Source organism: Nitratireductor sp. L15S-10, assembly GCF_045011005.1.
In the GTDB taxonomy this organism is placed as follows: Bacteria; Pseudomonadota; Alphaproteobacteria; order Rhizobiales; family Rhizobiaceae; genus Nitratireductor.
This window is the reverse complement of the sequence record NZ_CP120674.1, coordinates 2,585,187-2,607,629: the sequence shown is the minus strand read 5'-3', so window position 1 is coordinate 2,607,629 and position 22,443 is coordinate 2,585,187. Positions and strand designations below refer to the sequence as shown.

At 59.5% G+C, this 22,443-nt stretch carries 24 protein-coding genes; 8 read left to right on the top strand and 16 right to left on the bottom strand.

Annotated features, from left to right (window positions below):
* Positions 1-34: 34 nt before the first annotated feature.
* The 14 genes from P2W41_RS12490 to P2W41_RS12425 all read right to left on the bottom strand — a co-directional run bounded on the left by P2W41_RS12490 (position 35) and on the right by P2W41_RS12425 (position 13,315).
* Entirely contained in the window at positions 35-784 is a 750-nt protein-coding gene (locus P2W41_RS12490; protein WP_404933297.1) for an SDR family NAD(P)-dependent oxidoreductase, read from the bottom strand.
* On the bottom strand, positions 781-2,256 hold the full coding sequence (purF, locus tag P2W41_RS12485) for an amidophosphoribosyltransferase (protein WP_292893563.1): 1,476 nt from the start codon (positions 2,254-2,256) through the stop codon (positions 781-783). Before purF ends, P2W41_RS12490 begins: the two co-directional genes overlap by 4 nt.
* Positions 2,257-2,298: 42 nt before the next feature.
* The gene (locus P2W41_RS12480) at positions 2,299-2,838 is read right to left on the bottom strand and encodes a CvpA family protein (protein WP_292893566.1); all 540 of its coding nucleotides are present in this window, start codon (positions 2,836-2,838) and stop codon (positions 2,299-2,301) included.
* A gap of 114 nt (positions 2,839-2,952) precedes the next feature.
* The gene (radA, locus tag P2W41_RS12475) at positions 2,953-4,341 is read right to left on the bottom strand and encodes a DNA repair protein RadA (RefSeq protein WP_292893568.1); all 1,389 of its coding nucleotides are present in this window, start codon (positions 4,339-4,341) and stop codon (positions 2,953-2,955) included.
* A complete protein-coding gene (gene alr / locus P2W41_RS12470) occupies positions 4,341-5,516 on the bottom strand; it encodes an alanine racemase (RefSeq protein ID WP_404933296.1) in 1,176 nt (391 codons plus the stop codon). Before alr ends, radA begins: the two co-directional genes overlap by 1 nt.
* 7 nt (positions 5,517-5,523) lie before the next feature.
* Entirely contained in the window at positions 5,524-7,017 is a 1,494-nt protein-coding gene (locus tag P2W41_RS12465; protein ID WP_292893573.1) for a replicative DNA helicase, read from the bottom strand.
* Between the two features lie 231 nt (positions 7,018-7,248).
* Positions 7,249-8,508 (bottom strand): class I SAM-dependent methyltransferase, encoded by a 1,260-nt coding sequence (locus tag P2W41_RS12460; protein WP_404933295.1) that lies wholly within the window; start codon positions 8,506-8,508, stop codon positions 7,249-7,251.
* A gap of 269 nt (positions 8,509-8,777) precedes the next feature.
* Positions 8,778-9,398, bottom strand: a complete 621-nt coding sequence (rplI, locus tag P2W41_RS12455; RefSeq protein WP_404933294.1) for a 50S ribosomal protein L9 — start codon at positions 9,396-9,398, stop codon at positions 8,778-8,780.
* Between the two features lie 205 nt (positions 9,399-9,603).
* Complete coding sequence (rpsR, locus tag P2W41_RS12450) at positions 9,604-9,852, bottom strand: 30S ribosomal protein S18 (RefSeq protein WP_002963610.1); 249 nt, start codon at positions 9,850-9,852, stop codon at positions 9,604-9,606.
* Positions 9,852-10,283, bottom strand: a complete 432-nt coding sequence (gene rpsF, locus P2W41_RS12445) for a 30S ribosomal protein S6 (protein WP_292900103.1) — start codon at positions 10,281-10,283, stop codon at positions 9,852-9,854. The genes rpsR and rpsF overlap by 1 nt, the downstream gene beginning before the upstream one ends.
* A gap of 638 nt (positions 10,284-10,921) precedes the next feature.
* Positions 10,922-11,077 (bottom strand): hypothetical protein, encoded by a 156-nt coding sequence (locus P2W41_RS12440; protein ID WP_404933293.1) that lies wholly within the window; start codon positions 11,075-11,077, stop codon positions 10,922-10,924.
* 137 nt (positions 11,078-11,214) lie between these two features.
* A complete protein-coding gene (locus P2W41_RS12435; protein WP_065818315.1) occupies positions 11,215-11,976 on the bottom strand; it encodes an ABC transporter permease in 762 nt (253 codons plus the stop codon).
* Positions 11,973-12,902: an ABC transporter ATP-binding protein gene (locus tag P2W41_RS12430; RefSeq protein ID WP_292894334.1), complete on the bottom strand. Its 930-nt coding sequence runs from the start codon at positions 12,900-12,902 to the stop codon at positions 11,973-11,975. The genes P2W41_RS12435 and P2W41_RS12430 overlap by 4 nt, the downstream gene beginning before the upstream one ends.
* Positions 12,903-13,036: 134 nt before the next feature.
* Complete coding sequence (locus P2W41_RS12425) at positions 13,037-13,315, bottom strand: hypothetical protein (RefSeq protein WP_292894337.1); 279 nt, start codon at positions 13,313-13,315, stop codon at positions 13,037-13,039.
* A gap of 177 nt (positions 13,316-13,492) precedes the next feature.
* On the opposite strand from P2W41_RS12425, the gene fabD reads away from it, so the two are divergent.
* From fabD to gmk, 8 genes are all read left to right on the top strand, one after another.
* Positions 13,493-14,434 carry an ACP S-malonyltransferase gene (gene fabD, locus P2W41_RS12420; protein ID WP_404933292.1) on the top strand — a complete coding sequence of 314 codons (942 nt, stop codon included), beginning with the start codon at positions 13,493-13,495 and terminating at the stop codon, positions 14,432-14,434.
* A 51-nt stretch (positions 14,435-14,485) separates the two neighbouring features.
* Positions 14,486-15,223 (top strand): 3-oxoacyl-[acyl-carrier-protein] reductase, encoded by a 738-nt coding sequence (gene fabG / locus P2W41_RS12415; RefSeq protein WP_404933291.1) that lies wholly within the window; start codon positions 14,486-14,488, stop codon positions 15,221-15,223.
* 23 nt (positions 15,224-15,246) lie between these two features.
* Positions 15,247-15,801 carry a GNAT family N-acetyltransferase gene (locus tag P2W41_RS12410; protein WP_404933290.1) on the top strand — a complete coding sequence of 185 codons (555 nt, stop codon included), beginning with the start codon at positions 15,247-15,249 and terminating at the stop codon, positions 15,799-15,801.
* A 233-nt stretch (positions 15,802-16,034) separates the two neighbouring features.
* Entirely contained in the window at positions 16,035-16,271 is a 237-nt protein-coding gene (locus P2W41_RS12405; protein ID WP_007007691.1) for an acyl carrier protein, read from the top strand.
* Between the two features lie 51 nt (positions 16,272-16,322).
* Positions 16,323-17,579 (top strand): beta-ketoacyl-ACP synthase II, encoded by a 1,257-nt coding sequence (gene fabF / locus P2W41_RS12400; RefSeq protein WP_404933289.1) that lies wholly within the window; start codon positions 16,323-16,325, stop codon positions 17,577-17,579.
* Between the two features lie 188 nt (positions 17,580-17,767).
* Complete coding sequence (mltG, locus tag P2W41_RS12395) at positions 17,768-18,934, top strand: endolytic transglycosylase MltG (RefSeq protein ID WP_404933288.1); 1,167 nt, start codon at positions 17,768-17,770, stop codon at positions 18,932-18,934.
* Between the two features lie 42 nt (positions 18,935-18,976).
* On the top strand, positions 18,977-19,867 hold the full coding sequence (locus tag P2W41_RS12390) for a YicC/YloC family endoribonuclease (RefSeq protein WP_404933287.1): 891 nt from the start codon (positions 18,977-18,979) through the stop codon (positions 19,865-19,867).
* A 3-nt stretch (positions 19,868-19,870) separates the two neighbouring features.
* Complete coding sequence (gmk, locus tag P2W41_RS12385; RefSeq protein WP_292894361.1) at positions 19,871-20,536, top strand: guanylate kinase; 666 nt, start codon at positions 19,871-19,873, stop codon at positions 20,534-20,536.
* A gap of 3 nt (positions 20,537-20,539) precedes the next feature.
* Here the strand turns inward: gmk and rsmA are convergent, their stop codons facing one another.
* Positions 20,540-21,370, bottom strand: a complete 831-nt coding sequence (rsmA, locus tag P2W41_RS12380; RefSeq protein ID WP_292894364.1) for a 16S rRNA (adenine(1518)-N(6)/adenine(1519)-N(6))-dimethyltransferase RsmA — start codon at positions 21,368-21,370, stop codon at positions 20,540-20,542.
* Entirely contained in the window at positions 21,367-22,377 is a 1,011-nt protein-coding gene (gene pdxA, locus P2W41_RS12375; protein WP_404933286.1) for a 4-hydroxythreonine-4-phosphate dehydrogenase PdxA, read from the bottom strand. Before pdxA ends, rsmA begins: the two co-directional genes overlap by 4 nt.
* Between the last annotated feature and the right edge of the window lie 66 nt (positions 22,378-22,443).

Sequence of the window (22,443 nt, the reverse complement as noted above, 5' to 3'; positions counted from 1 at the left end):
TGAAGTCTGGTTTGAAACCGAGCCTGTATCCGCTTCATTCAGGCATCTGATAGCGAGTGAAGCGATTCTTCTTCACATCGAAGATCAGTCCTGTTTCTGCCAGTTCGGGGCTGGCAAGCGGCAGGATTTTGGCAGCCACTTCAGACGGGTGCGGCAATGTCTCGGGGTCTTCGCCCGGCATGGCTTGTGCGCGCATGGCGGTTCGCGTAGCGCCTGGGTTCACGGAATTGACCCGCAACGGCATGTTCTTCGTTTCATCGGCCCAGGAGCGTGCCATCGCCTCAACAGCCGCCTTGGAGGCTGCATAGGGCCCCCAGAATGCGCGCGCGGAATGTGCCGCTCCCGATGACATCACGATGGCGCGTCCCGTATCTGAAGCACGCAGCAGCGGGTCCACTGACCGGATCAACCGCCAGGTGCCGGTCACATTGATGTTCATGACCTTCTCGAAGACCTTGGCCTCCACATGGCCAAGCGGCGCGATCACGCCGAGAACGCCGGCATTGGCAACCAGGATATCCAGTTTGCCCCAGCGCTCATGGATAGCGCCGCCGATACGGTCGATGCCGGCCATGTCGCTCAGGTCAAGCGGAACAAGCGTGGCTTCGCCGCCTGCAGCCTTGATCTCATCGTCGAGTTCTTCAAGACCACCGACAGTGCGCGCCACTGCAATGACATGCGCGCCACACGCTGCAAGCTCCTTTGCCAGAAAATAGCCGATGCCGCGGGATGCGCCGGTGACAAGAGCCAGCCGGCCTTTCAAGTCTGGTTTGGTGTCTGTCATTGACCGCCTGCTGCGAGAAGGGAAAGCGTGCGCACATTGTCTGTGCTGTCGTGATCGGTCAACCGCGTCGGGTAGTCCTTGGTGAAGCAGGCGTCGCAATATTGCGGCTGCTCTGAATTGCGTGCCGCCTCGCCAACCGCTCGGTAGAGCCCGTCAATTGTCAGGAAGGCGAGCGAATCCACCCGAATGAACTCCGCCATCTCCTCGATCGACATGCGTGATGCCAAAAGCTTCGTGGCTTCGGGGGTGTCTACCCCGTAGAAACAGGGCGAACGTGTGGGCGGGGAGGCGATGCGCATATGCACTTCAGCTGCGCCCGCATCGCGCACCATCTGCACGATCTTCTGACTTGTTGTGCCGCGCACGATGGAATCATCCACCAGCACAACCCGCTTGCCCTCAATGCAGCGGCGATTCGCGTTGTGCTTCAGCTTCACACCCATATGGCGGATGGAATCGGTCGGCTGAATGAAGGTACGTCCCACATAGTGGTTGCGTATGATTCCCAGTTCGAAGGGAAGGCCAGCGGCCTGAGCATAGCCAATGGCGGCAGGAGTGCCTGAGTCCGGAACCGGAACGACAATATCAGCTTCGACTGGCATTTCGCGCGCGAGCTCGGCACCGATTTCCTTGCGCACCTCATACACATTGCGTCCCTCGACAAGAGAGTCGGGGCGCGCAAAATACACATACTCGAAAATGCAGAACCGAGGGTTCTCTTTGTTTTCAAACGGGAAAAAGCTCTCGATACCCTTTTCCGTCACGACCACCATTTCGCCCGGTTTCAAATCGCGCACGAACCGCGCGCCGATAATGTCGAGCGCACAGGTCTCCGAGGCCAGGATATAGGCGCCGTCGAGATCGCCCAGAACCAGCGGGCGTATACCCAGCGGATCGCGGCAACCGATCATTTTTTTCGATGTAAGCGCAACAATCGAGAAAGCGCCCTCAATCTGCTGCACGGCCTCGATGAAACGCGCATTGGTGTCGCGTTCCTTGCTGGTGGCGACCAGGTGCAGCACCGTCTCGGTGTCGGAAGTGGACGAGAAGATCGCCCCTTCCTTCTGCAGCTTGCGTTGCACCGTCATGGCGTTGGTAATGTTGCCGTTATGAGCGATCGCAAGTCCGCCATCAGCCAGTTCGGCGAAAAAGGGCTGGACGTTGCGCAGGCCTGAGCCGCCCGTCGTCGCATAGCGCGTGTGGCCGATGGCGCGGCTTCCGCTCAGGCGGTCGAGGACCGACTGTTTGGTGAAAGTATCGCCGATCAGGCCGATATGCCGCTCGACATGGAATTGGGTGCCATCGAAGGAGACGATGCCGGCTGCTTCCTGTCCACGGTGCTGCAGGGCGTGCAGGCCAAGCGTTACGATCGCCGCCGCGTCACTGCGCCCGAATATACCGAAGACGCCGCATTCATCATGAAAATGGTCGTCCGCTTCGCCCGCGAGAGGCAAATTGTCTTCCAGTGCCATTTCTGGCCGCCCTTTCATTGTGACACAGACGGCCTGTGACCGTCAGTTTGCGGTTTCGCTCTCGCCGGATACCCCATCGGTGAGGCGGTCGAAAACCGAATTGTCCGGATCATCCGGAAGCATTCCCTGGATCCATTGGCCCACGCCGTCCAGCAACGGGCGGGATTTGGCTTCCGCTACCCAGCTGGGCGGGTTCGCACCCATCAGCCAGTTGAGAAACAGCAGCGCAACAGCCACCACCAGAATACCGCGTGCGGCACCGTAGAGGAAGCCGAGCGTGCGGTCGAGCGCACCGATCCGCGAATCAATGATGAAGTCCGCGATCTTCATCGTGATGATCGTCACCACGATCAGCGCAATGAGGAAAACGACCGCTGCTGCAACCGCCAGGGCCAACATGTCATTGCTGATATAGGGCGTGACGTAGGGCAGAACCAGCGAATGAAAATAATACGCTGCCACCGCCGCCGCCGCCCACGAGGCGATCGACAACACTTCGCGTGAGAAACCGCGCACCATGGCCAACATGGCCGAAACGAGCGTGAAGCCGACAAGAATTCCGTCAAGCAACGTGATTGGCATTGTCACCCCTACTCCTTTGGCAGATAGGATGCCCCCGCAAGGTCATTTTCTTCGTCTTTCGGGCCACTGTGCCGCCAATCGATCTGTTCAAACCGCCCCGCCAGGCCGCCCCAGCTACTCCGCCTTGGAGCCCGCGATCCGAGCCACAAGTTCGGCCAGCGCTTCAGGGCGTGCGGACCGCGATGCTATCCCGCCCGATCCGTCCTCATTCCCCGGCGGCATGACCGCTTGGGCAAAACCGAGCTTCTCGGCTTCCTTGAGACGGCTCGCTGCATGTGCAACGGGTCTGACAGCTCCCGAAAGGCTGATTTCGCCGAAATAGACGCAATCGGCGGGCAGGGCAAGCCCGGTGAGCGAGGATACCAGCGCCGCCGCAACCGCCAGATCTGCTGCAGGCTCTGAAATCCGGTAGCCGCCCGCCACGTTCAGATACACATCATGGGTTGCAAACCGCACCCCGCAATGCGCCTCAAGAACGGCCAAAACCATGGAAAGTCTGGCAGAATCCCACCCCACCACGGCGCGGCGCGGCGTGCCGAGCGGGGAGGGCGCGACGAGCGCCTGGATTTCCACAAGAACCGGCCTTGTTCCCTCCATACCAGCGAATACGGCGGCGCCTGGTGCGGCGGCGCTTCGCTCCCCCAGAAACAGCTCCGATGGGTTTGACACTTCGCGCAGGCCCTTGTCGCCCATTTCGAAAACGCCGATCTCGTCGGTCGGCCCAAAACGGTTTTTTACCGTGCGCAGAATGCGGTAGTGATGTCCGCCTTCACCTTCGAAATAGAGAACCCCGTCCACCATGTGTTCCACCACGCGTGGACCTGCGATCTGGCCTTCCTTGGTTACGTGCCCCACAAGAACCACCGCGGCGCCTGTGGATTTCGCATAGCGGATCATGGCCTGGGCCGAGGCGCGCACCTGCGTCACCGTGCCGGGTGCAGACTCGGCCATGTCGGTCCACAGCGTCTGGATGGAATCCAGAATGACGAGATCGGGCCGCTTGCCATCCTCGATCGTGGCCAGAATATCCTCGACATTGGTTTCGGCTGCCAGTTCCACCGGCTGCTGTGCCACATCAAGGCGCTGGGCCCGCAGGCGGATCTGCGCAACTGCCTCTTCGCCCGACACATAAACGATGCGATGACCGCGCGAGGCAAGGGCGGCCGCAGCCTGGGTGAGCAGGGTGGACTTGCCGATGCCCGGATCGCCGCCGACCAGCAGCGCCGAGCCGCGCACGAAGCCGCCGCCGGTCACCCGGTCGAGCTCGCCAATGCCGGTGGTGATTCGCGGGGCGTCCTCAATGTCGCCCGAAAGCGTGGTCAGCGCCACCGCACGCCCCTTGCGGGCCTTGCGCGAGGCCGCCTGGGGGCCGGAACCGATCCCGCTGGAGGTGCCTTCCTCGACGAGCGTGTTCCAGGCACCGCAGCCATCACACTTTCCCGCCCAGCGCGCGTGCACCGTGCCGCAGTTCTGGCAGATGAACTGAACGCGCGCGCGCGCCATCAGGCACCATCTCCGCTGTGAATATAATGACGCTCGAAGCGATGTCCGAGCGCAGTCAACAGTTCATAGGAGATCGTTCCAGACGCTGACGCAAGATCGTCTACCGGGATATTCGGTCCCACGAGCTCGATGAAGTCGCCTATCTGCAGTGCATCAGGACCAAGATCGGTGACGTCGAACAGCGTCAGGTCCATTGTGATGCGACCGAGAACAGGTACGCGCTGCCCCTCGATGAAACCGCATGCGCCTTCTTGCAGAACGTTGCGCAATGGCACACCAGCGCCGGAACCTGAGCGATGGTATCCATCGGCATAGCCCGTGGCGGTCACGGCAACGAGCGTGTCGCGGTTGAGAGGTGTTGCGCCGTAGCTGACAGTGCCGCCAGCAGGCACATGCCGCAATTGAGCAATGCGCGCGTGAACACGCACGACTGTACGCATGGGATTGAGCCCATCGCTTAGCGGATTGCTACCATAGAGTGCCACGCCAGGCCGCGTCACATCGCACAGAAATTCGCCACCGAGAAAAATGCCCGCAGAGTTCGCCAGACTTGATTCGGCATCTGGAAAAAGTGCGCGAAGTGCCTGAAATGATTCCAGTTGTTGCTGGTTCATTGGGTGGGTTGGCGTGTCGGCGCAAGCCAGATGACTAAGGATGAGGCGCGGGGTCAGTGCTCCGGTCAGCGCGTTTTCCTGCGCCAGAACATTGGCGCGATCAGCCGAAAGCCCGAGACGGTTCATCCCGGTTTCGACATGAAGGGCACAGGGGCGCGGCGTGTCCCCGTCATCCCAGCCATGCGCCTCCCAGATAGCCAGATCCGATTGCGAGTTCAAAACCGGCAGAAGCCGTCCTTCACGGTAGAATGAGGCTGCTTCAGGACTGAACAGGCCGTTGAAGACGTAAATGTCGGCCTCCGGAGCCGACGCGCGAACGGCAAGCCCTTCCTCGGGGAGGGCGACGAAGAATTTTCGACACCCTTCGGCGACCAAGGCTTCCACCACCGGACCCGTTCCGAGCCCATAGGCATCCGCCTTTACGACGGCTCCGGCTTCCGCCGGTGTCGACTGTTCCGCCAGGAACCTGTAATTGGTCGCCAGCGCATCGAGGTCGACCGTAAGTCGCCCTCCCGCCACACGGGGGTCGGCGCCGCGCACTTGCGGATCGGTATGGATCATATCGCTATTACTCAAAACGCTCGGGCATGCGGTCCTCTTCTGCAAGGTCCGAGAAACGTGTGAATTCGCCCTGGAAGGCAAGCTGTACGGTGCCCGTCGGGCCGTGGCGCTGCTTGGCAATGATCACTTCGGCCTTGCCGCGCACTTCGTTCATCTCGGCTTCCCACTGAAGATACTCCTCGGTACCGGGTTTCGGTTCCTTGTTCTTCAGATAGTACTCGTCACGATAGACGAAAAGCACAACGTCGGCGTCCTGCTCGATGGAACCCGATTCGCGCAGGTCGGCAAGCTGCGGGCGCTTGTCGTCGCGTGACTCCACCTGGCGCGAGAGCTGCGACAGCGCGATAATCGGCACAGAAAGCTCCTTGGCGAGCGCCTTGAGGCCCGTGGTGATCTCGGTGATTTCCTGAACGCGGTTTTGCGCAGATTTCGCGGAAGACCCCTGCATGAGCTGCACATAGTCGATGATGATGACATCGAGGCCACGCTGGCGTTTGAGACGTCTTGCACGGGCTGCGAGCTGGGCGATGGAGATACCACCCGTCTGATCGATGAAAAGCGGAATCTTCTGCATGGTCTGGGCGCAGGCCACGAGTTTCTCGAAATCGCTTTCCGTGATCTCGCCGCGGCGGATCTTGGAGGAGGGGATTTCGGTCTGTTCGGATATGATACGCGTGGCGAGCTGTTCGGACGACATTTCCAGAGAGAAGAAACCGACAACACCGCCATTCGCCGCGGCGTAAGAACCGTCTGCCTGCTGAGCTGGCTCATAGGCTGCCGCAATGTTGAAGGCGATGTTGGTCACCAGCGAGGTTTTACCCATGGCAGGGCGGCCGGCGAGGATGATGAGGTCCGAAGGTTGGAGCCCGCCCATGCGCGCGTCGAGATCGCGCAGGCCCGTCGAAATACCCGAGAGGTGCCCGTCGCGCATGAATGCGGCATTCGCCATGTCGACGGCGATTTTCGTGGCATCGCCAAAGCTCTCGAAGCCACCATCGTAGCGGCCGGTTTCCGCCAGTTCGAAAAGACGCCGCTCCGCATCCTCGATCTGCTTGTTCGGGGCCATGTCCACCGGCGCATCATAGGCGATGTTCACCATGTCCTCGCCGACGGTGATCAGCGCGCGGCGGATGGCCAGATCGTAGATCGCCCGGCCGTAGTCGGCGGCGTTGATGATGGTGACGGCTTCCGCCGCAAGGCGTGCCAGATACTGCGCGACGGTCAGTTCGCCGACCTTTTCCTCGGCAGGCAGAAACGTCTTTATCGTGACCGGGTTTGCGGTCTTGCCCATGCGGATGAGTTCGCCTGCAACCTCGAAAATCTTGCGGTGCAGGGGCTCGTAGAAGTGAACGGGTTTGAGGAAATCGGAAACACGGTAAAGCGCGTCATTGTTCACCAGGATCGCGCCAAGCAGCGCCTGCTCGGCTTCGATGTTGTTTGGTGCTTCTCGATAAAGCTGGGTTTCCGCGGTCTCAAGCTTGCGGACTGCCGCCTCTGCCATTTGCTCTTGTTCTTCCGGTATGATTTCGCCACGTGTGCCCGGACAATGATCGACATGAAGCCCCGGCACCCCGAACGTCTTTCGTACCTTTTCTTGGGAGAAGGTGAAAGCTCGGAGATGGTCTGTGACCGCGATTCACAGTTGCAGGTCTCAGCTGTGGGCAAGTTTCAAGATTAGCTTGACCGCGACTGCAGTGCAGCGGCACGCGAATCGCACCAGGGCTCGTGGAATTTATTCCGCCGCCTGCTTGAATTTCCCCGTTCTTTTTCCGGTCGCATCAGCGAGGTGCTTTTCGGCTTCGCCGATATAGGTCCGGGTCAGGGGCAGGGTTTCACGCTTCTTGGTAAGCTGAATCTGGAAGACCACCATTTCCTGCCAGCGGAACGAGGCCTCCGAGCCTGCGAGATAAAACTCCCACATGCGGGCGAAACGCTCATCGTAAATCTCGACCGCCTTGGCACGATTTTTCTGGAAGCGCGCCTGCCAGTGTTTCAGGGTCTCGGCATAGTGCAGCCGCAGGATCTCGATGTCGGTGACGATCAGCCCTGACCGCTCGATCGCCGGCATCATCTCCGAAAGTGCCGGAATATAGCCTCCCGGGAAAATATATTTGCGAATGAACGCGTTGGTCGCGGCTGGCGGCGCCGAACGTCCTATCGTGTGCAACAGCATCACGCCGTCATCGGCCAGAAGGCGCGCGCTCTGGTCGAAGAACGTTCGATAGTGGTTAATGCCCACATGCTCGAACATGCCCACCGAAACGATTCGGTCGAAAGGGCCCTTCAGGGAACGGTAATCGACAATCTCGAAACGTGCTCTGTCGGAGAGTTTCTCCTTCTGGGCTCTTTGAGTGGCCACGCGGTGCTGTTCTTCTGAGAGCGTCACGCCCAGAACATGGGCGTCGAACTGACGAGCAATATCGAGGCCCAGACCGCCCCAGCCACATCCGATGTCCAGGACTTTCTGTCCCGCACCCAGTGCCAGTTTCGCCATGATATGCCGTTTCTTGGCCCTTTGTGCTTCCTCAAGCGAGACCTCCGGCGTTTCGAAATAGGCGCAGGAATACTGCATGTCTTCGTCGAGGAAGAGGCGGTATAGCTCCTCCGAAAGATCGTAATGTCGATGGACGTTGCGTTTCGAGCGCGCAGCGGTGTTCCATTGCTGCAGGCGGCGGAAGGGGTGGCGCAGCGCCTCTCCCAGCCTGACCAGGAAAAGCTGCGAGCCTATTTCGTCCATGTTCGCATAGGCGATCTGAAGGAAGGTGAGAATATCGCCTTCCTCGATGTCAATCTCGCCGTCCATATAGCGTTCGGGGACAGCCAGTGTCGGGTCGATCGCAATGGCGCGTTCGGCAGCCTTGGTATGAATGACGATGTGGACGGGATCGCCGCTCCCGTCCCCGAAAACATGTGTTTTCCCAGCCGCATCGGTGACGGAAAGCTCTCCTTTGCGGACGAGGCGAGAAAGGATTTTTTCGAGCAACCAGTTCATCGCATAACCCCCAAAAGTCTCGGGAGGCCGCAAGTATGAAACAATTTTGAGACGGTTGAAAAGGGGGGAGGCCCCTGCTGGTCTGCAGTCAGCAACATGCTCTTGCCGCTTCTTGCCATTCCGGGCCGGAAGAACCGCTGAAATCCAAGCCGTTTGCGCGAACCATTCAAGGCATGCAAGCCAGGATCAAAACAATTGAATAACGCGATGGCCAGCACAAAAAAAAGCCGGGCATGAGCGCCCGGCTTCCAATCTCCGAAACGCGTGATTTACGCGTTTTCGTCGGTCTCTTCCACGGCCGTCTCTTCGGCCGCTGCATCGTCATCTTCATACTCGGCTTCTGGATCGAAGAACTCGTCCGGACGCGCGCTGTCGTTGATGTCTTCGCCGTAGATGGCTTCAGCCGAATCCAGCGTTTCGCCGCGCGCCTGACGCTCGGCCTCGTCGCTCGAACGCGCAACATTAAGTGTCACGGTGACCTCGACTTCCGGATGAAGTGCAATGGCCACATTGATCAGGCCAATGGTCTTGATCGGCTGGTTAAGCTCAACCTGGTTGCGGCCGATCTTGAAGCCTTCTTCAGCCAGGATCTCGACGATGTCGCGGGTGGCAACCGAACCGTAGAGCTGTCCGGTCTCGGCAGCCGAACGAACGACGACGAAGGACTTGCCGTCGAGCTTCTCTGCAACAGCCTCGGCTTCCTTCTTCTGTTCCAGATTGCGCGCTTCGAGCTCGACGCGCTGGCTCTCGAATTTCTTGCGGTTGGCTTCGTTCGCGCGCAGAGCCTTCCCCCTGGGCAGGAGAAAATTGCGTGCGTAGCCGTCTTTGACCTTCACCACGTCGCCCATCTGGCCGAGCTTGGCGATACGCTCAAGGAGAATAACGTCCATCGTTTCTGTCCTTTGTCATCGGCGCTTTGCGCCGGAATTTCGTCAAGGCAGGTCAGAAACGGGAATGCCGGCATGCGGCATGAAAGTCGCTGTCCTGCCCGTCGTGGCAGTTAGGGGCGTCTGCCCCAACTCGGGATTTGAAAAGCCTCTTCCGCGCCCGCCGCGGTGGAGGGAGCGGGCGGAAAACCGCCCGCGCCAAAAAGTCTTACTTCACCACATAGGGAAGAAGGCCCAGGAAACGGGCGCGTTTGATGGCCTTGGCCAGCTCGCGCTGCTTCTTCTGGCTGACTGCCGTGATGCGGGAGGGAACGATCTTGCCGCGCTCCGAGATGTAACGCTGCAGGAGCTTCACGTCCTTGTAGTCGATCTTCGGTGCATTGGCGCCGGAGAACGGGCAGGTCTTGCGGCGACGGTGGAAAGGGCGCCGCGTCGGGATCTGGTTGATGTCGACCATTATTCGGAGCCTTCCTTGTTACTGTCGCGGTCATGATCGCGGCGCGGGCCACGGTCGTCGCGGCGCGGGCCACGCGGGCCTCGGTCGTCACGGCGCGGGCCACGGTCGTCGCGGCGCTGCATCATCGCGGAAGGACCTTCCTCATGCGCGTCGACGCGAATGGTCATGAAGCGCAGAATGTCTTCCGACAGGCCCATCTGGCGCTCGACTTCCTTTACGGCCGCAGCCGGAGCGTCGATGTCCATGAGGGTGAAGTAAGCCTTGCGGTTCTTCTTGATCCGGTAGGCGAGGGACTTCTGCCCCCAGTTTTCAACCCGGCCAACGGAGCCGCCACCAGCCTCGATCACACCCTTGTACTGTTCCACAAGGGCATCGATCTGCTGCTGCGAGAGATCCTGCCGGGCAAGAAACACGTGTTCGTAAAGTGCCATTGTCTTGCCTTTCTTCGTTTCCATCCACCGGCCCAGCGGCTAAGCCTCTGCGACTAGTCTTGTCCCTGAAGGGCCGAAGAAAAGCGCGTTGGACGGTCGAGAGCGGAGACACGGGAGGCGGAAGAACCTGTCTTCACAGCGTACGCTTCGCGAAATCGAGAAAAGCGCACGGCCCTCCGTTCAGCCCCCAGCTGAGACCGGCAGATCGCGCGCTTATACAGGGTTTGTTGCAGGATGCAAGGGACTCCGGGACCGGAAGATAACACGATCAGGATAGGTGACCCCTCGGGGAGGGGGAGGCACGAAAAAGAGACACATGGCCACGACATGCCAAATGACCTGCAAGCTGCTGCATACGGGTGCCCCCTCGGTGGCATCGCTTTCGGTCATGGTGCTGTGTAACAGTGCGATAGCGGCATTTGCTTCCTGAGACGGAACACAAATGGGCATGCCGCCAAACGCTGTCGTATGTGTCCACAAAACCGAGCAAAGTTGGAAACCCAGCACAACAGGATGGAGGCCGTAGCCCTCCAGAAACGACACAACGGCGCAGGTCTCACCATGACCGGAGCCGGTGGCGATTTGTACAAGAGTACCACTCTGGGGAGAAACAGATGTTGGCATTTCAAGTATCTCGGTCAGGGACTGCTGAAAAATGGCCGATGCAGCGGTGATGTGGAAAACAGGGTTTTGTAAAAACATTGGCGTAAGGAAGCGCGCGCCATGGTCGCAGCATCCTGCTTGAGTGTTCGCTTGCGCTGCAGCCGGACGACGCTGGCCTCCAGCGATGCCATGAACGCAACGATTTCCGCAGTTTTCTCACTGATCGGCTGGTGACGGTCGCCGAAACCGGCGACCGCTTTGCACTAGGTCCTGACCCTCGAAACCGGCAGGGAGTCCAAAGACCATTTGAAGACTCTGCGATAGCGCGTCACGTCTTGAGCTTGTAACCAGTCTTGAAAATCCACCAGATGGCGCCAAGGCAAAGCGCAAGGAAGAAGGAGATCATGGCGATGCTCACGCCAATTCCCACATCTGCAGTCTCGTAAAAGCTCCAGCGGAAACCGCTGATAAGGTAGAGCACCGGGTTTGCAAGCGTCACCTTCTGCCAGAATTCCGGCAGCATCTCGATGGAGTAGAACGATCCGCCAAGGAAGACGAGCGGCGTGATCACCAGAAGGGGTATCAGCTGAAGCTTCTCAAAATTGTCGGCCCATATGCCGATGATGAAGCCGAACAGACTGAAGGTAACCGCCGTCATCACCAGGAAGAACAGCATCCAGAATGGGTGCCTGATTTCTATGGGGACGAAGAGATGCGCCGTAGCCAGGATGATGAGGCCGAGGATCAGCGACTTGGTTGCAGCCGCCCCCACATAGCCAAGCACGATTTCGAAAAAGGAGATCGGTGCCGAGAGAACCTCATAGATCGTGCCGATGAATTTTGGAAAATAGATGCCGAACGATGCGTTGGAGATGGAATTCTGCAACAGCGTCAGCATCATCAACCCGGGAACGATGAACGCGCCATACTGGACGCCGTCGATCTCCTCGATGCGCGAGCCGATCGCCGCGCCAAAGACGATGAAATAAAGCGAGGTGGAGAGCACGGGCGAAATCACGCTTTGAAGAAGCGTGCGCTTCATGCGGGCCATCTCGAAGAGATAGATGGATTTGACGGCTTCGAAATTCACTTGTTTTCCTCCACCACGAGGCTCACGAAAATGTCTTCGAGCGAGCGCTGTTCCGTATCGAGATCCTTGACGGTGATTCCGGCTTCGCTCAGCGCCGACAACAGGGAGGCAATTCCCGTCCGTTTCGCCTGTGTGTCGTAATGATAGATGATCCGCGTGCCGCCATCGGCGAGTTCGAGATCGTATCCGGAAAGCTGTGCCGGCAACGCGTTCAGTGGCTTCTGTAGATCCAGCGTGAGCTGCTTTTGTCCGAGTTTACGCATCAACTCGGCCTTTTCCTCGACCAGAAGCAGCTGCCCTTTGTTGATGACACCCACTCGGTCGGCAATTTCTTCCGCCTCTTCGATATAGTGCGTGGTCAGGATGATCGTGACACCGGTATCCCGCAAGCGCTTGACGAGCCGCCACATATCCTTGCGCAGTTCCACGTCGACACCCGCGGTCGGTTCATCCAGAAAGAGGATGCGCGGCTCGTGGGCCAGGGCCTTGGCGATCATCACGCGCCGTTTCATGCCGCCCGAGAGAGCCATGATCTGGCTGTCTTTCTTGTCGTAAAGTGAGAGGTCGCGCAGGATCTGCTCGACCAGCGCCGGCGCCGGTTTCTTGCCGAAAAGGCCGCGACTGTAGCTGACCGTTGCCCAGACCGTTTCGAAGGTTTCGGTGTGCAGTTCCTGGGGAACGAGCCCGATCAACTGTCGCGCCTGGCGGTAGTTCTGGACAATATCATTGCCTTCCACGGTTACCGTGCCAGTAGTGGGCTTTACCAGCCCGCAGACGATGGAGATCATCGTCGTTTTTCCGGCCCCGTTTGGGCCGAGCAGCGCGAGTATCTCGCCGCGCCTGATATCGAGGTCGACCGATTTCAGTGCGGTCACACCAGTGTCGTAGGTCTTTGAAAGATCTTTGATGGAAAGAGCTGTCGTCATGGGAAAAGTCCGTCATGTCGGGGCTTTGGCAGGCCGCGCACATATAGACATTATGCAGCCCGCTTGCCAGCGCACGCGATTGCTCGCTGACAGTTCCTGACATGAACGGACGGTTTTTCTTCCCTTCGCCCGGATCAGTTGTTTTCCGGGTCGGTCTCCGCAGCGAAGGCGAGTTGCCCGCAGCGCACCATCGCAAAAAGCGCGGGAATGCCGATGATCACCGACAGAATGATCTCGCCGACGGTCTGAAGGTGCAGTAATCCGGAGAGCCCCCATATCCCGGCAGCGGAAGCGGTTGCCACTTCCGTGGAAATGAAGAGTGTCACGGAAACAAAGCCCAAGATCTGCGCGAGCGTAAGCCTGCGGCGAGGTGCAATTTCCTGCTGTCGTGGCCCGTTTGCTTTAAAAGACATGTCTAAAATACCCCTGCACGCCACCGGAATTGGGGCGGAACAGCGATACATCTCTCCTCAATTATGGAGTTTTCATGTCACGGCTCTCGGGGACCGAAAACGCCCAAAAAGCTTGACGCGCCGATTGTGTTGCGTCACCAGATGCGCCCGACAAGGACGAATACCGGAGATTTGGCGATGGGCATCGCTTTCACCTTTCCAGGTCAGGGAAGTCAGGCTGTCGGCATGGGGCGCGATCTGGCCGATGCGTTCCGCGAGGCAAAGGACGTTTTCCAGGAGGTTGATGACGCGCTCAACCAGAAACTTTCCAGAATCATGTGGGAAGGTCCTGAGGACGAACTGACACTCACCGCCAATGCACAGCCAGCGCTGATGGCCGTTTCAATCGCCGCTATGCGGGTGATGGAGAAGGGCGGTCTTTCGCTTAGGGACAAAGTGTCCTTCGTGGCCGGTCATTCGCTTGGTGAATATTCTGCCCTGTGCGCTGCCGGCACATTCTCGCTGGCTGACACCGCGCGGCTTTTGCGCATTCGAGGCAATGCCATGCAGGCTGCCGTGCCGGTGGGCGAAGGGGCGATGGCCGCGATCATCGGTCTCGAAGCTTCAGACGTGGAATCGGTCTGCTCTGCTGCCGGAAAGGAAGGCGTCTGCCAGATCGCCAATGACAATGGCGGCGGACAGCTCGTGATTTCCGGTGCCAGGAGCGCCGTCGAGGAGGCTGCCAGGCTCGCGTCGGAAAAGGGTGCCAAACGCGCGATAATGCTACCGGTTTCCGCACCCTTCCACTCCGCGCTCATGCAGCCTGCTGCCGGGGCCATGCGCGAAGCGCTCGCCGGTGTCAGGAAACACGCCCCGGCCGTTCCGGTGGTGGCTAATGTCACCGTCTCGCCTTTGAGGGATCCCGAAGAGATAGCCGAACGACTGGTCGAGCAGGTCACGGGTCGTGTGCGCTGGCGCGAAACCATCGACTGGTTTGGAGAGAACGGCGTGGAGACGCTTTATGAAATCGGCTCCGGCAAGGTGCTGTCTGGTCTCGCCCGTCGCATCAACCGTGATCTTGCCGCAGTCCCGGTTAACACACCGGCAGATATCGAAGCGGCAATGGCGGCACTCGGCTGAGCCGGGCCGCTTATACAACGAAGAATTTAGGTGATTGAAAAGGACAAGGCCATGTTTGATCTGAGCGGCCGCAAGGCACTGGTGACAGGGGCGTCCGGCGGCATCGGCGAGGCCATCGCGCGCACTTTGCATGCCCAGGGTGCCATTGTCGGCCTGCACGGCACGCGGGTTGAAAAGCTGGAGTCGCTTGCCGCCGATCTCGGTGATCGCGTCAGGCTGTTTCCCGCCAACCTGTCTGACCGCAATGAAGTCAAACAGTTGGCCGAGAAGGCGGAATCGGAACTTGAGGGGGTCGATATCCTCGTCAACAATGCCGGCATCACCCGCGACGGCCTCTTCGTGCGCATGAGCGACGATGACTGGGATCAGGTTCTGGAAATCAATCTTGGATCGGTCTTCCGGCTGACGCGCGAACTGACACACCCGATGATGCGCCGCCGATTCGGCCGCATCATAAACATCACCTCCGTTGTCGGCGTTACCGGCAATCCCGGTCAGGCGAATTACTGTGCCTCAAAGGCGGGTTTGATCGGCTTTTCCAAGTCGCTTGCCCAGGAAATCGCCAGCCGGTCGATCACCGTCAACTGCGTTGCCCCCGGCTTCATCGAATCGGCCATGACCGACAAGCTCAACGACAAGCAGCGCGACGCGATCATGGGCGCCATTCCCATGAAACGCATGGGCAGCGGTGAGGAAATAGCGTCCGCTGTAGCATACCTCGCCTCCAACGAGGCCTCCTATGTCACGGGCCAGACCGTGCACGTTAATGGTGGCATGGCAATGATCTGAATACGGCTTGTGCAGGATCAACAATGGACGGGCTCTCCACACGGCGCTTTGATCTACGTGATTTCGAGCCCGCCGACATTCCGGCATTGGCCGCTTACCAGTCAGACCCCCGCTTTGTGTCCGCTCGCAGAAATGCGGGACAGGAAGCGGGGGATCCAGCCGAACTCGTTGCGCTGTTTTGCGCATGGGCGCAGGAGCATCCGCGCCGGAACTACCAGTTTGCCATTGTCGAACGCAGAATCGGACGGGTCGTTGGCTGTGCGGGTGTTCGCACCGCCAATTGTCCACAGGGTAGCGGTGAACTGGGTATTGAACTCTCTGCGGATCTGTGGGGGCGTTACGGCTGCGCCGTTGAAGTCATGCGCGCTCTGCTCGACTTCGGTTTCTCCACACTAAGTCTGCACGAGATTATAGGTGAAACCACTGCCGAAAATCATCAGGCAGCCAGGCTAGCGTCCTTTCTCGGTGCGCGGTGTGAGAAGCCTGCAGGGCACGGAAATAAAGGGCTCCAGCCATCCGGAAATCCGGTCCTGTGGCGATTCCTGTTTCGTGACTGGACCTTTGGGAGGAGTGGTTGAGGCGTCTTTCCCCATAAGCGCGGACACGCGGAATACCTCTTGGCGCGCGCGCTAAAATCGTGATAAGCGCCCGCTCGAAGCCGTTCCGCACGCCGCATGCACAGAGTGCATCGTTAACGGAACATAACAGACTGGGCGTCGATCGTATCGGCGCTTTAGTCGTCATTTCGCTTGATTAGCGGCATTCGTGCGGCTAACGAAGATCGGAAATTCAGAAAGTCGAGGGTTCTCTCATGAGCGATACTGCAGAACGCGTTAAGAAAATCGTTGTCGAACATCTGGGCGTCGAAGGCGACAAGGTGACCGAAGGCGCTAGCTTCATTGATGATCTTGGCGCAGACAGCCTCGACACCGTCGAGCTGGTCATGGCCTTTGAAGAAGAGTTCGGCGTTGAAATTCCGGATGACGCAGCCGAGACGATCCTCACCGTCGGCGATGCTGTGAAGTACATCGACAAGGCGACCGCCTGAGGCCGTCCGGCGTTTTCGTTACGAAACGTAGTCAAGGCGGATAATCAGCATATGAGACGCGTCGTCGTCACCGGTATGGGGCTTCTTTCACCCTTCGGCCTCGGTGTTGAACATGGGTGGAAGAGCCTGCTTTCGGGCAAGAGTGCGGCCAGCCGCATCGATCGTTTCGAGGTCGATGATCTGGCCTGCAAGATCGCCAATTCGATCCCGCGCGAAGGCGAGGGGGCGTTTGACCCTGATGCTTTTCTGGAGCCGCGCGAGCAGCGTAAGATAGGTGAGTTCATCACCTACGGCATTGCTGCGGCTGATCAGGCGTTGGAGGATTCGGGCTGGAAACCGGAAACCGAAGACGAAAAATATGCCACTGGCGTGCTTATCGGCTCGGGGATTGGTGGCATTGAAGGCATTGCTGAGAACGCCTTGACGCTCGCTGAGCGCGGCCCGCGCCGCATCAGCCCGTTCTTTATTCCAGGCAACATTATCAACCTGGTCTCGGGGCAGGTGTCCATCCGCCACGGGCTGAAGGGGCCGAACCATGCAGTGGTGACCGCGTGCTCAACCGGTGCGCATGCCATTGGCGATGCCGCGCGGCTTATCATGCTGGGTGATGCTGACGTTATGCTGGCGGGCGGTGCAGAAGCACCGATCACGCGTCTTTCCATTGCAGGCTTTTCTGCCTGCAAAGCACTTTCCACCAGCTTTAACGACACGCCGGAAAAGGCCTCCCGCCCCTATGACCGCGACCGTGACGGTTTTGTCATGGGCGAGGGCGCTGGCGTGGTTGTTCTAGAGGAGCTGGAGCACGCAAAGGCGCGCGGCGCCAGGATCTACGCTGAAGTCGTGGGTTATGGCCTCACCGGCGACGCCTACCACATTACGGCTCCGGCCGAGGATGGCGACGGTGCCTACCGTTGCATGAAGGCTGCTTTGAAACGTGCAGGTCTTTCCCCGGCCGATGTGGATTATATCAACGCACATGGTACATCCACCATGGCGGATACGATTGAACTCGGTGCCGTGGAGCGTCTCCTGGGGGATTCTGCCAGCAAGGTATCGATGTCCTCCACCAAGTCCTCAATCGGACATCTTTTGGGTGCCGCCGGGGCGGCAGAGGCGATCTTCTCGGTTCTTGCCATTCGTGACAACATTGCTCCGCCGACCATCAATCTGGACAATCCACAGGTGGAAACGCCAATCGATCTGGTACCCAACAGGCCGCGTGAGCGGCAGGTTGACGTAGCGTTGTCCAACTCGTTCGGCTTCGGCGGCACCAATGCATCGCTTGTGTTCAAGCGTTATGATGCATGAAGCTTTCCGATAACGGTCTTGCAGTTTTGCCATTTTCGCAATTCAGTCTGACAGACACGAATCGAGATGGCGAACGTCAGGTGCCGGAGGAGTGTTTTTCCGAAGCCTGTGTGGACGTTTAAGACACGAATATTTAGGACAGGACTGGCGACCGTTGGCGCCGTTCTGAAGGGAGCGGTCCAAGAGGCATGACAGGGACTTCCGGTGACAATTCCGGCTTCGGCCGTCAGGCAGGCGATGAACGCGGTCGCGCGTTCAAATCGGCCAACCAGACTTTGCGGCCGGAGGCCGGAACACCGCCGCCACGTCGCTCGAAGCGTGCGCGCAGTCAGTTCGTGGTATTCCTGAACTTCGTCTTCTCATCGGTTGTATTTCTGGTCATTCTTGCCGGCTTCGCATTTTATTTCGGCAAGCGGGAGTTCCATCAGCCGGGTCCTTCGCGAACGGCCGAGACCGTGATGATCAAACCGAACACCGGTGTGCGCCAGATCGCGAGCCTGCTTGAACGCGAGCGCGTTATTTCCGATGCCCGCATCTTTTCGCTCGGCGTTCGCGCCTATGGTGCGGATTCCCAGTTGAAGGCGGGCGAATACGCCATCGATGCCGGCGCGTCCATGCACGACATCATGGAACTGTTGAAGAGCGGCAGGAGCGTTCTGTATTCGCTCACCATTCCCGAGGGACAGACCGTCTTCCAGGTGTTCGAGCGGATCCGTGAAACCGAAGAGCTTTCTGGCACTCTGCCCGACGAACTCCCACCCGAAGGCAGTCTTGCCGCCGATACGCTACGTTTCACGCGCGGTATGGATCGTGCGGCGGTCGTTGAGAAACTGCTCGAGGATCAGCGCGAGCTCGTTGACAGCATCTGGGAGCGTCGCGACGAAGATTTGCCGATCAAGGACAAGAATGAGTTCGTGACGCTGGCTTCCATTGTTGAAAAGGAAACGGGAATCGCCGATGAGCGCCCGCGGGTTGCCGCCGTATTCATCAATCGCTTGCGCAAGGGCATGCGGCTACAGTCGGATCCCACGATCATCTACGGGCTGTTCGGCGGTCAGGGAAAACCGTCTGATCGACCGATTTATCGGTCTGATCTCGACAAGAAGACACCCTACAACACGTACCTTATCGATGGTCTGCCACCCACACCCATTGCCAATCCCGGCCGCGCGGCTCTCGAGGCCGTGGCAAACCCCTCTCAGACGGATGAACTCTATTTCGTCGCCGACGGAACAGGCGGGCACGTTTTCGCCAAGACACTCAAGGAACACAACGAGAATGTCGCTCGCTGGCGCAGGATCGAACGTGAGCGTCGGGCGGAGGAAGAAAACGGGAGCGACAACGGTTCGAATTGAGCCGGACGCGCAGGCGCACAGAGGGGAGGCATGAGGGGAGGCATGAGCAGGCTCCAGAGCATGACGGGATTTGCCCGTGCCGCGCGCGACCACGATGCAGGCGGCATCGCCTGGGAGGTGAAGTCGGTCAACGGGCGCAGCCTGGAAGCGCGCTTTCGTTTGCCGGCAGGCTTCGAACGCATTGAGCAGACGGCCCGGCAGCGCCTGCAGAAGCGCTTTTCCCGCGGCAATGTTCAGGCTTCTCTTACATTCACGCAGAGCGCGGCGCTGCGTCGCCCTGTCGTTGACGAGGACTTTCTGAAAGAGATTGCGGCTCTTGCCGGACGGCTTCAGCATGAGTTCGGTACGGGGCCGGCCACAGCCGATGGGCTGCTCGGTTTGCGCGGGGTTCTCGATTTCGCCGATCCCGTGGCGGATGAAGACATGCGTGCTTCACTTGACGAGGCGATCCTCGCTGCCTTTGACGATGCGCTGCAGGGCCTTGAGGAGGCCCGACGGGAAGAGGGCGGCGCGCTGCAATCCATTTTGCTCGATCAGGTGGCCCGTATCGAGACATTGACCGATCAGGTCGAAGCCGATTCTTCGCGCTCTCCCGAAGCCATTCGAGAGCGCCTGCGTGAGCAGGTATCGCGGCTTATCGATGCAGCCACCGGCTTCGATTCGGACCGTCTGCACGCGGAAGCAGCCATTCTCGCGGCAAAAGCCGACATACGCGAGGAAATCGACCGTCTGCGCACGCATATCGCATCGGCGCGGGCGCTGATCGACGCAGGTGGCCCCATCGGGCGAAAGCTCGATTTCCTGGGTCAGGAGTTCAACCGCGAATCCAATACGCTTTGCTCAAAGTCCAACGCGGCAACGGTGACGGCCATCGGCCTGGAACTGAAGGCTGTCGTGGATCAGTTTCGAGAGCAGGTGCAAAATCTGGAGTAGACCATGTCCTCGGAACCCTCGCCTGCCGTTTCCACCGATGTCTCGCGCCGCGGTCTTATGCTGGTGCTGTCTTCGCCTTCAGGCGCGGGGAAATCCACCATTGCACGCACACTGCTGGCGCAGGTTCCCGGTTTCGAGCTTTCCGTCAGCGTGACAACGCGCGCGAGACGCGGCAGTGAGATCGAAGGCGTGCACTATCATTTCAAGTCGCAGCGCGAGTTCGAGATCATGCGCGACAATGACGATCTGCTCGAATGGGCCGAGGTCCACGGCAATTTCTACGGCACCCCGCGTGGCCCGGTCGAGAAGGCCCTTACGGAGGGCCGCGATATGCTCTTCGACATTGACTGGCAGGGAGCAGAGCAATTGCGCGAGAAAATGCGTGGCGATGTCGTGTCAATCTTCATTCTGCCCCCCACCATGAAAGAGCTTCTCGGCCGTCTCACGCGGCGGGCAGAGGATACGCCGGAGATCATCCAGACGCGCCTGAAGAACGCACGCACCGAGATAGAGAAGTGGATCGATTACGATTACGTGGTCATCAATGATCAGCTTGATCGGGCGTTCTCCGCGGTTCGCTCGATCGTTGAGGCGGAGAGGCTTCGCCGCGACCGGCGCCCCGGCCTGTTCGATTTTGTGGCAGGGCTCCTCGCAGAAGAGGCGAATTGAAGCTCAGGCCTTGTTCGCCAGCGTTACGAATTCGGCCACCGAAAGCGTCTCTGCGCGGCGCGTCGCATCAATGCCCGCACGAGCCAGAAGCACCTCACCACCAAGCGGTTTCAGACTCTGCCGCAGCATCTTGCGACGCTGCCCGAACGCAGCTTCGGTAACCTTTGCCAGTTTCGCCGGGTCGACGGCCAGCGGGGTTGCGCGCGGCACGATATGCACCACTGACGAGGTCACCTTGGGCGGTGGCGTAAAGGCCTGCGGCGGAAGGTCGAAAGCAATTCTTGCCTCTGTGCGCCAACCGGCCAGAACGCCCAGCCGGCCATACGACTTGTCACCGGGCTGCGCCACGATCCGTTGCGCCACCTCGCGTTGAAACATCAATGTCATGGAAGCATAGAACGGCGGCCAGGTTTCTGGCGTGAGCCAGCGCACCAGGAGTTCGGTGCCTATATTGTACGGCAGGTTTGCAACGATCCGCACTTCACCCGCCGCATGTGGTGCGAGATCAGCGAAATCCGTCTCCATCGCATCACCGCTGACAACGTCCAGCCGGCCCGGATAATGACTGGCGATCTCAGCCAGGGCATCAAGGCAGCGCTCATCGCGCTCGACAGCGATGACACGTTCGGCGCCTGCCATGAGAAGCGCACGTGTCAGCCCTCCAGGCCCGGGGCCAACCTCGATGACCGTCGCGCCTTCGAGATTTCCGGCAGCGCGCGCCACCTTCGCCGTCAAATTGAGATCAAGAAGAAAATTTTGCCCAAGCGACTTCTTCGCAGCAAGGCCGTGAGCGGCGATCACTTCGCGCAATGGGGGAAGGCCGTCAGCGCTCATCGGGTCGCACTCGTGTTGTCCGCCAATGCTCTCGCCAGGCGAATGGCCGCGATCATACTGTCGACGCGCGCAATGCCCCTGGCGGCAATATCAAACGCGGTACCATGGTCGGGGGAAGTGCGGATGAAGGGGAGGCCGAGCGTGACATTCACCGTTTCATCAAAGCCTATGGTTTTGACGGGGATCAATGCCTGGTCATGATACATGCAAAGCGCTGCATCATAGTGCTGGCGGGCTCGTGCGTGAAACATCGTGTCGGCGGGTAGGGGCCCGAACGCATTGATCCCGGCCGCCCGCAGAGCATGGATTGCTGGCGCGATGATATCGTTATCTTCGGTTCCCATTGCTCCACCTTCGCCTGCATGCGGGTTGAGGCCGGCGATGGCAAGCCGGGGAGCAGCAATGCCAAAGCGCTCGCGCAGATCGTGCACGGCTATCCTGGCCGTCTCTTCCACAAGCTCCCGTGTAAGCGTCGAGGGAACGGTTGCCAGTGGCTCATGGACCGTCACCGGTATGGTGCGCAGGTCAGGACCGGCCAGCATCATTACAGGCTTTGCAGGGGTGCCCGTAATCTCTGCCGCCAGATGACCGAGATACTCTGTATGGCCAGGGTAGCGAAAACCCGCGTCATAGAGCGGCTTCTTGGCAATGGGGGCTGTAACCACCGCTGCGGAACGCATCTGCATAGTGTCATCCACGGCACGCGAAATGGCCTCGATGACGCCGGCCGCATTCACCGTTTGAGCATGCCCGGGCTTGTCGGCCAGCCTGTTGTCGAGCGGCGAGATCGGCAGGCGTTGGGCAAAACCGGCGGTCGCATGTTCCGGTTCGGTTTCTGAAATCGGAACGTCCAGTCCCAGATATCGGGCCCGAGCCGAAAGCAGAGCTGGATCCCCAAGAACATAGAAGGGAGGCAATTCAAACTTGCCTCTCCCAAGCCACGCCTTGAGGATGATTTCGGGGCCTATCCCGGAAGGATCGCCGATGCTGAGCGCGAGCGGGAGCACGACCCATCTCCTTCTGGAGAAAATAGCTGGTGGAAAGAAGGGAGCCCGTCTGTGTCAGGCCCTTGG